Source organism: Chitinophaga sp. RAB17 (genome assembly GCF_052114225.1).
Lineage (GTDB): Bacteria > Bacteroidota > Bacteroidia > Chitinophagales > Chitinophagaceae > Chitinophaga.
Genome location: NZ_JBFREI010000008.1, coordinates 344,846 through 355,249 on the forward strand (window position 1 = coordinate 344,846; position 10,404 = coordinate 355,249).

9 protein-coding genes and 1 rRNA gene are annotated in these 10,404 nt (G+C 44.8%); 8 read left to right on the plus strand and 2 right to left on the minus strand.

The window, feature by feature from the left end; translation table 11 throughout:
- Positions 1-141: 141 nt before the first annotated feature.
- Entirely contained in the window at positions 142-606 is a 465-nt protein-coding gene (locus AB4Z08_RS25365; RefSeq protein WP_441576578.1) for a response regulator, read from the minus strand.
- A 389-nt stretch (positions 607-995) separates the two neighbouring features.
- On the opposite strand from AB4Z08_RS25365, the gene AB4Z08_RS25370 reads away from it, so the two are divergent.
- The 4 genes from AB4Z08_RS25370 (at position 996) to AB4Z08_RS25385 (ending at position 3,918) form a co-directional block, all read left to right on the plus strand.
- Positions 996-1,574 (plus strand): LemA family protein, encoded by a 579-nt coding sequence (locus AB4Z08_RS25370; protein ID WP_134643531.1) that lies wholly within the window; start codon positions 996-998, stop codon positions 1,572-1,574.
- 119 nt (positions 1,575-1,693) lie between these two features.
- Positions 1,694-2,152, plus strand: coding sequence for a TPM domain-containing protein (locus AB4Z08_RS25375; RefSeq protein ID WP_441576579.1), 459 nt, complete (start codon positions 1,694-1,696; stop codon positions 2,150-2,152).
- Between the two features lie 36 nt (positions 2,153-2,188).
- The gene (locus tag AB4Z08_RS25380; protein ID WP_441576580.1) at positions 2,189-2,980 is read left to right on the plus strand and encodes a TPM domain-containing protein; all 792 of its coding nucleotides are present in this window, start codon (positions 2,189-2,191) and stop codon (positions 2,978-2,980) included.
- 17 nt (positions 2,981-2,997) lie between these two features.
- On the plus strand, positions 2,998-3,918 hold the full coding sequence (locus AB4Z08_RS25385; RefSeq protein WP_441576581.1) for a hypothetical protein: 921 nt from the start codon (positions 2,998-3,000) through the stop codon (positions 3,916-3,918).
- Between the two features lie 187 nt (positions 3,919-4,105).
- Here the strand turns inward: AB4Z08_RS25385 and AB4Z08_RS25390 are convergent, their stop codons facing one another.
- Positions 4,106-6,655: a M1 family aminopeptidase gene (locus tag AB4Z08_RS25390; protein ID WP_441576582.1), complete on the minus strand. Its 2,550-nt coding sequence runs from the start codon at positions 6,653-6,655 to the stop codon at positions 4,106-4,108.
- A gap of 134 nt (positions 6,656-6,789) precedes the next feature.
- Here AB4Z08_RS25390 and AB4Z08_RS25395 point away from each other — a divergent pair, with 134 nt between their 5' ends.
- The 4 genes from AB4Z08_RS25395 to AB4Z08_RS25410 all read left to right on the plus strand — a co-directional run.
- On the plus strand, positions 6,790-7,287 hold the full coding sequence (locus tag AB4Z08_RS25395; protein ID WP_441576583.1) for a biotin/lipoyl-containing protein: 498 nt from the start codon (positions 6,790-6,792) through the stop codon (positions 7,285-7,287).
- Positions 7,288-7,324: 37 nt separating this feature from the next.
- The gene (locus AB4Z08_RS25400) at positions 7,325-8,863 is read left to right on the plus strand and encodes a DUF4476 domain-containing protein (protein WP_441576584.1); all 1,539 of its coding nucleotides are present in this window, start codon (positions 7,325-7,327) and stop codon (positions 8,861-8,863) included.
- 150 nt (positions 8,864-9,013) lie between these two features.
- Positions 9,014-9,778: a tRNA pseudouridine(38-40) synthase TruA gene (gene truA / locus AB4Z08_RS25405; protein ID WP_441576585.1), complete on the plus strand. Its 765-nt coding sequence runs from the start codon at positions 9,014-9,016 to the stop codon at positions 9,776-9,778.
- 561 nt (positions 9,779-10,339) lie between these two features.
- Positions 10,340-10,404: ribosomal RNA gene (locus AB4Z08_RS25410) — 16S ribosomal RNA — on the plus strand; the annotation flags it as partial.

Below are 10,404 nucleotides of genomic sequence, written 5' to 3' on the forward strand. Positions count from 1 at the left end.
GTGCAAGTTAAAGGAAAATCAACATTCAGAAATTGCAGAAGATGGGATTTTGATGAACGGCCATGCGTAAAGGCAGTGACATAAAAGAATGGTATATTCCTGTAGGGAACATACACCATACATTGTTCACCCATCAATTGATCAGGAAATTAACTTCTGTCTTACCAGGAATTCCAGCTTCTGGTTTACATCCAACAGTTTGGCGGTCAGTTCTTTATTTTCCTTGCGAAGTGCATATACTTCATAAGCCTTTTCGATATTATGTTTCAGCTCTTCCTCGTTCCAGGGTTTGGAGAAATACTTGTATACCTGTCCTTTGTTAATGGCGTCTACTACCGCGTTGATGTCGGCATAACCTGTCAACAGCATGCGTATCGGCTCGGGGTATCTTTCCAGTATTGATTCGAAAAACTCTATCCCGGTTGTTTTGGGCATACGCTGATCCGAGATAATGATATGAAATTCCTGTTCTGCCAGGAGCTTTTCCGCTTCTTCTGCAGAGGTGGCCGTAACAACATTGTACAGCCTTCTGAACGAAGCCTTAAAGGCATTCAGGTTGTGTATTTCATCATCAATATAGAGTATATGGATGTGTTGTGCACTCATTTAAGCAGACTTAGTTCCAAGTTATTGATAATAAATGAGTTAGAAACAATGAAACCTTCGATATCGATTTTGTTATCCATTCTGCCCCATTCACCTTAAATCATATAGTAAAACGTTCAACGTTTTACACGTAGCAAAGGTACATATAAACATACTGTTTTATGATGAATATTTCAAGGATGAATGAACTTTTTTAAAAAAATGCCGTTTCCTTATCCAATAGCTATTTAGTGGCTTAGTTTCCATATTTTCGTGTAGTTATGAAAAGCGTGCGTTTACCGCTTTTTTTATAGCGTTCACCGGTGAAAACAACACTTACGCCGGCAAGCCTCAAAACAGGAATAGGTTTTGCATTATTGTCGGCACTTAAAACTTAAATTTTAATTCAGATGAAAACAGGAATTATTGCAATCGTAGTACTCGTATTATTAGTCATGTTTGGTTGTGGCAAATACAACGGACTTGTGACTAAAGATGAAAACGTGAAAAATAAATGGGGTGTGGTACAGAGTAGCTATCAACGTCGCGCTGACCTGATTCCTAACCTGGTTGCTACCGTGAAAGGTGCGGCTAACTTCGAAACCGAAACCCTTGAAAAAGTAATCCAGGCACGTGCCAGCGCTACTCAGATCAAGGTAGATGTGAATGACCTGAGCCCTGAAAAAATTCAACAATACCAGGCAGCACAAGGTCAGTTAAGCCAGGCATTGGGTCGTTTACTCGCCGTGTCTGAAAACTATCCGGACCTGAAAGCAAATGCCAATTTCCAGAACCTGCAGGCACAACTGGAAGGTACTGAGAACAGGATCAACGTAGCCAGAAACGACTTCAACGAAGCGGTGAATGGTTATAACAGCTCCGTACGTACGTTCCCTAATAACATCATTGCCGGTATCACAGGCTTCAAAGCAAAAGGTTATTTCGAAGCAACTGCCGGTGCTGAAAATGCGCCACAGGTAAAATTCTAAACAACCCAAAATAGTATTTCCGGTTTTTTGTTGTGGAGATGGGATCACGGAGAAAGGCAACTCTTTCTGTGATCCTTTCCCGGCACCAAAAAACCGGGAATTAAAAAAATAGATAAAGCATGCGCATTTTTCCTTTTAAACGAAAAGAGATTTTTTCAGAAACGGAGAAGAACAGGTTAGTGCAGGCTATCCGGGTAGCTGAGCGGCTTACTTCCGGAGAAATCAGGTTGTTTGTTGAAAGCCATTGCACTTATGTAAACCCCATGGACAGAGCCAAAGAAGCATTCGCCTCACTGGAAATGGGCAAAACTAAATTGCGTAATGGCGTTTTGGTATATGTGGCCATTAAAGACCGGCAGTTTGCCATCCTGGGCGACCAGGGCATACATGAGAAAGTAGGCGATGACTTCTGGGTGAAAGAAGCCGGAATGCTGATCAATCACTTTCAGGACAATCGTATTATCGAAGGCATAGAAGCATGCATTGAGGAAATAGGTGCCTCACTTCGCACTTTCTTTCCGCACGAAGCCGGCAGCGATGTGAATGAACTTCCGGATGATATCGTCTTCGGCAAATAAAGGCCACTCTTTTTAAACGATTTTAGCTTAGAAACAATGAGGATACTACGCTGGTTTTTACCGGGATTATTAATGATGGCGGGCTTGCTGGCAAAAGCACAGAACATACCGCCCCGGCCTAATCCTCCAACTTTAGTAAATGACTTTGCCGGTGTATTGTTGAAGAATGAAGATGATGCACTGGAACAAAAAGTGCGGGCTTACTACGATACTACTTCCACCCAGATAGCCATCGTTACACTGAAATCAATCGGGGATTACGATATTAGCCAGGTATCGTTAAAAATATTACGTGATTGGGGAATCGGAACAAAAGGCAAGAACAATGGGATACTAATTCTTGTTTCTGTTGAAGACAGAAAGCTGAGGATAGAAACCGGTTATGGTATGGAAGGTGTAGTGCCTGACGCCATTGCCAACGATATCATCAACAACATTATTAAGCCCGACTTCCGCGAAGGACATTACTACGAAGGACTGGATGGTGCGGTGGATGCGGTGATAAAAGCCGCAGCAGGTGAGTACAAGGCCGACCCACGGAAAAGTAAGCCAGGCATTAGTCCCGGTGCTATTTTTCTTATCATAATGGTGATAGTGATTATCGCTTCTCTCATTAGCCGCGGTGGTGGCGGTGGTGGCGGTGGCGGAGGTGGTGGAACTACCTACAACAGACGTGGCGGTTGGATATGGCCGGTATTAGGCGGTATGGGAGGCTTTGGCAGCGGCGGTGGAGGCGGCTGGTCAGGCGGCGGTGGTTCCGGAGGGGGCGGCTTCGGCGGCTTCGGAGGAGGATCCGGCGGTGGCGGCGGCGCCAGCGGCAGCTGGTAACAGGTGAAAACTATTTTATGTCATACTTGCATGTGTTAAATGGAGATGCTACCCTTACCTTGTTCCGGCAAAGTGAGGTGCCGGGAGAAATTGTAGTATGTAGAGAAATGATGTGCGAAGGAAAAGTAAAGTATACCAAGGACCTTACTGAATTCTTTGAAAGTCGCGCCAAACACCTCGAATTCCAATACGGAATAGACAGACAAACTTATTATACCAATGTAGTACAGGAGCTGGAGAAGTTAGATCTCTCCGGCTCCTCTGCTGATGAAATCGTCCTCTGGTTTGAATATGACCTGTTTTGCCAGATAAATATGTTGTTTATCCTGCACTACATCACCAGCCAACTTCCCGCACTTCCCCCCATTAGTATCATTGATCTGCCACATCACGCGCAGCCGGAAGACTTACCAAAAATATTTGAACAGCGTGTCCGCCTGCAACCGGATGACCTGGTATGGGCAGAGGATGTATGGGATGCATGGTGCCTTCGTACGCCACAGGTGCTGGAAACCATCAGTAAACTATCTGCCGGAAATCTGGCATCGCTGCCGGCAGCGATCACTGCTCACCTGAAAAGATTCCCGGATGTAAACACCGGACTGAGTACTATTGAAAACTATTTCCTGCTACGACTGGCGCTGGGCAGCTATCGCTGGTATGATCTCTATATGCTTTTCTGGGACGAACTGGAAATATATGGTTTCAGCAATTTTCAACTGGACATCCTCATCCATCGTATGGTAAATGCCGGCGTGATAGAGGAACATGAACAGATACTTAAAATTACCAGTCTTGGTAGGGAAATATTGGAAGAAGAAGAAAATTACCTGGACTATGTTTCCCTGGAACACCGCTGGCTGGGAGGAGTAAAACTCGCTGATACCACCTGGCGCTGGAATCCTGCCATCAACGCTTTGGTGGAGGTGGAACTGTAGTGCCGCGGATTTTGTCTTTCCCAGGATTATACTGATTATACTGATTTTGTTTTCAGGATTAAAAAAGATTAGCGAACATCAATGTGGATAACCGCATCGGTGTTCGCTAGTCTTTTTTAATCCTATAAAATCAAAAAAACAAAATCAGTATAATCAGTATAATCCTGGGAAAGACAAAATCCGCTGACTACTCTTTAATGGATTTCCTTATTTCTTCAGCAGCTTTACGCAGATAGTCGGACTGTTTCAGCAGTTCATCCCTGTTAGTGCCGGAAACACCCGTTGCTTCCTGGGATTTACTCTTGCTGATTTCCTGCATCCAGTTACTGATATAAGTGCTTACCTGTGAGTTGCTGAACTGTGCGGTCATCGCTTTAACCTGATCCACACCTTTCGTTACCGCCTGTGTGTTGTTTACTTTTGATAAGAAGCCAAGGTAGTCGAAAGCTGCATTGAGCTTATCCTGCCCGCTGGTTTCATCAAACTTGGTTGCCACAAAACCAACATCAGCAGCGTTGCCTTTACGGGCATACACACCTGCGATCGCATTTACCAGCTTACCTTTCGTGTCACCTTCCATTTGTTTGGCAATCGTATAAGCTTTATCCAGGTCGAGGGAGGCTAAGCCTTCCAGGCCAGCTGCTTCCACGCCATAAGACTTATCTTTTGTAGCGTTTTCAAACAGGGAGCTATACTGTGCATCTTTCAGTTCACCCAGTTGTTGTAAGGCAGCTGCACGCACCAATGAACTTGGATCCTGTTTGGCCAGTTCCAGCAAAACCGGGAGGGCAGCGGCTTTTACAGCAGTGTTAGCCATGTTCAGTTTGCCAATAGTATAAGTCCTTAAGCCGTGGTATTTATCTTTCAACGCCAGCTGTAACAGCTTCACTGCTTCAGGGTTAGTGGCTTGCGCGTCCGCTGCCTCTTCGATGGCGATGCGGCGGTCCATATAGTTAGGAGCATGTGCGTACTGATAAGCGTAGGTACTGAAAGCACGGTGATCATCTATCTTGGCTAATACTACTTTATCTGCATCTACGTTCACCAGATCAGGACGGGTAGTATAAGAGAACGTAAATGAATCTACCCGGTTTTCCATGAAGATCTGATGTCTTTCAGCTTTACCACCCGTGTATACATCAATGGCCATAGGGATCTGCCATACTTTAGCTTCTTTCTGTATCTGCTGTAAAATAACGGTCACTGTTTTAGCGGCGTCATTATATTTATAGCTGATATCCAGCTGTGGGAAGCCTTTACCGAAATACCATTCATTAAAGAACCAGTTCATATCCCGACCGGTTACTTCTTCGAATGCGAGGCGTAGCTGATGTGCTTCTGTTGCCTTGAAGGCATTTGTTTTCAGGTACAGGTTCAGGGATTTGAAGAAGGCAGAATCACCTACTGCATTACGTAACATGTTTAACACGCGGCCACCTTTCTGATAGGTGATCTGGTCAAACATATCTTCTCTGTCGTGATAGTGAAAGCGTACCAGGTCTTTGTCGCCGGAGTATTGTACCATCGACATATAAGACTGTGCAGCTTCCTGGCTATGTTCATCTGCCGCGTCTTTACCATATTTATGTTCCAGCCACAGGTATTCGCTGTAGTCTGCAAAAGATTCATTCACGGTAAGATTGCTCCAGGACTCAGCAGTGGCAAGGTCGCCAAACCAGTGGTGGAACAGTTCGTGGGCAATTACGCCTTCGTTATAGTTATTGTTATCGAGGAGTTCACGATCTGTTTTCTGTATAAATTCTCCATGAAGCGTTGCAGTGGTATTTTCCATCGCGCCGGAAACATAGTCACGGCCGGAGATCTGGGAATACTTCACCCATGGGTATTCGTAGCCTAATATGTTAGAGTAGAAGGTGAGCATTTCCGGTGTGTTACCGAAAATATTCCTCGCATATTTCTCGTATGCCTTTTCTACATAGTAGCTCACTTCCTTACCGCGCCAGGTATCTTTTACAATAGCATAGTCACCTACAGCCATCATGAAAAGGTAGGGAGAGTGGGGGAGATCCATCTTCCAGGTATCTGTACGGGTGCCATCAGCGTTGTTCTTCTGACTTACCAGCTTACCATTGGAGAGGGTTACGTATTTCTTTTCCACCGTCATGCTGATTTCTTCGGTGCATTTCTGGTTGGTTTTATCGATCGTAGGAAACCAGGCGGAAGAACTTTCTGTTTCGCCCTGTGTCCAGATCTGGGTAGGTTTGTTGGGATCTTTTCCGTCGGGATTGATAAAATATAATCCTTTTGCATCAGAGATAGCGGCGCTGCCTTTCGCTTTCAGCTCATCAGGCCTGGCGGTATAACTGATATAAATAATATAAGACTCAGATGGCTTGTAGCTTTTGTCCAGTGCAATATGCAGCTGCAGGCTGTCGTAGCTGTATTTCAGCGGGTTATTTTTGCCGGCTTTTACCAGGGATATTTCTTTAATATCCATGCCTTTTGCATCCAGCGTAAGGGAGTCGGTGGCATAGAAATGGGGTTTCAGGGTAATCCATGCTTTGCCGTAAAGGTACCTTTTCGCATAATCGAAACGTACGTCCAGCTTGGTATGTACCAGATCATTTACTTTAGTGGCAGCGGCACGGTAAATCTTTAATGCGGGGTCTTCCTGGGCAGCTTTATCAGATTGGGCCATCAGGGGAGTGCTCATTCCCAGTCCGGCTATTCCTCCGATCAGCATTCCCATCAGGGATTGCTTCAGATGTTGATTCATGTAAAAGGCAGTTTTAAACAAATGTATCGGCTTGCGATATTAAAAAGAGTCAAATTTAAACAAATGGGCCAAATATGAGGTAAGTGGTTAAAAATGCTATTTTTGTTACGCTTATAGGCCAGTAAAACAGTATTATGATCAAAGCAATAGTGAATGGCAAATCTACATTTGCCGTGAATACAGACACAAAGCTTACCTGCGATAACCAGGAAGTAGATTGGTCAGCCGCAAAATTGCCTACCGGCGATTATAGCATCATAATGGATGGAAATAGCTACCAGGCGCAGGTTTTGCGGATCGACAAGGATACCAAAACAGTCGTACTACAGGTAAATCAGCAACAGTTTGAAGTGGCTATAGAAGAACCTATTGACCAGTTGCTGGCGTCTATGGGGATTAAAGATGCCATGACGAAGAAGGTAAATGATATCAAGGCGCCTATGCCGGGACTGGTGCTGAAGGTGCTGGTAACCCCCGGGCAGGCTATTCACAAGGGCGATCCGGTGCTGATCCTGGAAGCCATGAAGATGGAGAATGTGTTTAAAGCTTCTTCAGATGCCATCGTAAAAGAAATTAAAGTCGCAGAGCGCACTGCCGTTGAAAAAGGAGAAGTACTGATCGTGCTGGAATAATATTTGCACAGGAATAGTTTTTATACCAATTTATAGTATGCATCTCAAATACAGGACAGTAATATTCGTTTGGGCATGCTTGTTACTCTGCGGCCGTCTTTGGGCGCAGGAACAGCATCATTACGTATATATTCAGAGCGAGAAAGGGCAACCATTTTATGTAAAGCATAATGGCAAGGTGCTGAGTTCCACGGAGCGGGGTTATATCATTTTGCCCAAACTGGACAACGGTACGGTGCCTATCACCGTTGGTTTTCCGAAGGATGAATCGCACGAAGCGCAGTTTTATCTGAAAATAGCGAAGAATGATCAGGGCTTCCTGTTGAAGCAATCCGGGGAAGCGGGTTATTCTTTATATAACCTGCAAACTTTCCGGGAAATCAAGTCGGATGCAGGTACGCCTGCTGTAGCAGCTGCCGAAACACTTGTGGTAGCCGATACATTGGTGCCAGTGCTGGATACGGCTAAAAAGGAAATGATGGCGAACCTGCAGAAGGATCTTGAAACAACGTTTGCTGACAAAGCCATTGTAACAGGCCCTGCTAAGTCTACAACGACTGCCAAGTCAGCGAATCCGTTTTCTTCCGCATTAGATAAAGTGGTAGTAACCGGCGATGACAGGAATGAGCCGGCACCGGAAGTGAAGCCAGTAGCCGCACCGGCAGATGCGGCAGTAGCCACTGAAGGAGAGGTAAAGAAGCTAAAGGGTAAAAAACATAAAAACGAAAGAGAGCCGCTCACCGATGAAGAGAAGGCAATTCTCAATGATGTGCTGGCAGAAGAAGGCAAAACAGCCGCCAGCGAGGCAGCAGCAGAAGAAGTAGCCAAAGCAGCTCCGGCTGAAGAACCAACAAAGAAGCAAAAGAAACATAAGGCCAAGGAAGGAGATCCCGATTTTATTGAGTTCCAGGATGATAAATCTCAGCCTGCCGCTATGGGTACTGCCACAGAAGCGGTGGCCGCTCCACCAGCAGTGGTGGAAGTGCCGGTAACCACTACAGAAGAAGCACCTGTCCGCAAAAAGAAAAAACGCAGTAAACTTTTTGATGATACAGAACATCCGGCTAATATCATCACCGATTCCAGTGGTTACGGTGTGGCGGTTACCCGCCCGGTAACAGATGAAGAGCCGGTAAAGAGTAAGAAGAAAAAGAAACACAGTGAAGAAGAAGCAACGGTGGATGCCGCAGGCGCGCCTGTAGGAGCACCAATAGCTGCTGAAGTGGTACCAGATGCGCCGGTAGCAAAAAAGAAAACAACGGATGCCCGCCTGATCAATTCGGACTGCACTAATATCATGGATGAACCTACTTTCCGTAAAATGTTACGCAAATTTGTAGCTGCCCGAAGTGATGATGGTATGATAGATGTGTTCCGTAAACAAACGCGCAACTACTGCCTGGAAACGGCACAGATGAAAACCCTGGTGCAGTTGCTGACAGCAGATGATACCCGTTATCGCTTACTGGATGCGGGTTATTCTAAAACATACGATACAGAGAAGTATGGCTCCCTGGAAAACCTGTTAATCGATGATTACTACAGGGGCAGGTTCAAAGCGATGCTGCATAAATAAGAAATTACGAATTACGGAATTACGAATTACGGATTTGTGAGTAGATGGTAAACGCGAAGATTAACCTCGCCTATATCTCCCCACAAATCCGTAATTCGTAATTCCGTAATTCGTAATTCCGTAATTCGTAATTCTTTAATTTCGCCCCATATGAACAGGTATTTTATAGAAGTGGGATATAAGGGAGCGCAGTACAGCGGGTTCCAGGTGCAGGAAAATGCGCATACCGTGCAGGCGGAAATAGACAGGGCATTGAGTATGTTACTGAGAGATACCATTGTCAGCACAGGTTCCAGCAGAACGGATGCTGGTGTGAATGCCCAACAAAACTTCCTTCACTTTGATACCGCATTGCCACTGCATCCGCAGTTCCTATATAAGATCAACGCCATCCTGCCGGATGATGTGGTGCTGAGAGGTATATATAATGTACCTCCGGATGCCAATAGCCGCTTCGCTGCCCTGGGCCGTTCCTATGAGTATACCTTATATACACGTAAAGACCCTTTTCTGAAGGACCGGGGATACTTCTTTCCTTATAAGATGGATATCGATGCATTGCAGGAAGCAGCGGAAGTGATTAAAGGCTATAGTGACTTCACTACTTTCTCTAAGCGTAATACACAAGTGAAGACATATATATGTAAGATTGAAGAATCTTACTGGACAGTTGACGGAGAGCGTATAGTCTATAACGTTACCGCCAACCGGTTCCTGCGGGGAATGGTGCGTGGGTTGGTAGGAACGATGCTGAGAGTGGGGCGGGGTAAGCTTTCTATGGATCAGTTCAGGGCAGCCATAGAGAGTATGGATTGTACAAATGCTGATTTTGCCGTGCCTCCACAGGGATTGTTTTTGATGAAAGTAAGATATCCGGAAGGACTTTTGCAGCCAATAAGCTTTGATCGTCAATAATTTTTGATCTCTGTAATCCTTTGTCATAAAGGATTACAGAGATTTTTATAAAATAGTCCTGCAAAAAAGTTGGAAGTGTTAAAAATCCGCCTACCTTTGCGCTCCGCTTTGATAGAAAGCACGCACACAAAAGCTCTTCCCGACACTGAATTTCTACTCATTTTTTCTGGTTGCTATATAGCCGCTAATACCTGGTGGCAGCGCTTCTGCGATCAGTAACAATGAAAAAATAAAATTTTAAAAAATCTTGAAAAAGATTTGGTGGAAATGAAAAGTTTATTACCTTTGCAACCCCAACAACAACGGGGCAACAAACGGAGAGCGAAAGTTGCGAAGAAAATTGAAATAAGATGTATGACTAAAGAGTCACAGAGATCGGATCTCACACATCAACAAAAGCTGAAAGCGTAAAGCAWAAAGCTCAAGTTCTTTGAAAGATTGGAAACAACAGCACGAATCTAAGTAGTGATGCTTAGRTTCAAACAGGTAATGTACAGCTAAACATAATTAATAGATCACCGATTGATTTCGAGAGAAATTAGTCAGTATCAAAACTTCTTTACAATGGAGAGTTTGATCCTGGCTCAGGATGAACGCTAGCGGCAGGCCTAATACATGCAAGTCGA